1 pseudogene is annotated in these 230 nt (G+C 43.0%); it reads right to left on the reverse strand.

The features are described 5' to 3' along the window. Positions 1–230 (reverse strand): annotated as a pseudogene (locus RYX56_RS25640) (alpha-ketoacid dehydrogenase subunit beta); the annotation flags it as partial.

Here is a 230-nt window from a genome sequence, read left to right on the forward strand (position 1 = left end):
CATGAACCATGGCACCATATGTGATAATCGACAAATCCGTACCTTCACGCTTTATATCAGCTTTTCCAAGCGGAATCGTATATTCTTCTTCCGGGACTTCTTGACGGAAAGCCCGGTATAATTTTAAATGCTCAAGAAAAACGACTGGATCGTTATCACGAATCGATGCAAGCAATAACCCTTTTGCATCATATGGCGTAGACGGAACGACCACTTTTAACCCCGGTGTT

This window comes from Alkalihalophilus lindianensis (genome assembly GCF_032843265.1).
Classification (GTDB): domain Bacteria; phylum Bacillota; class Bacilli; order Bacillales; family Bacillaceae_D; genus Alkalihalophilus; species Alkalihalophilus lindianensis.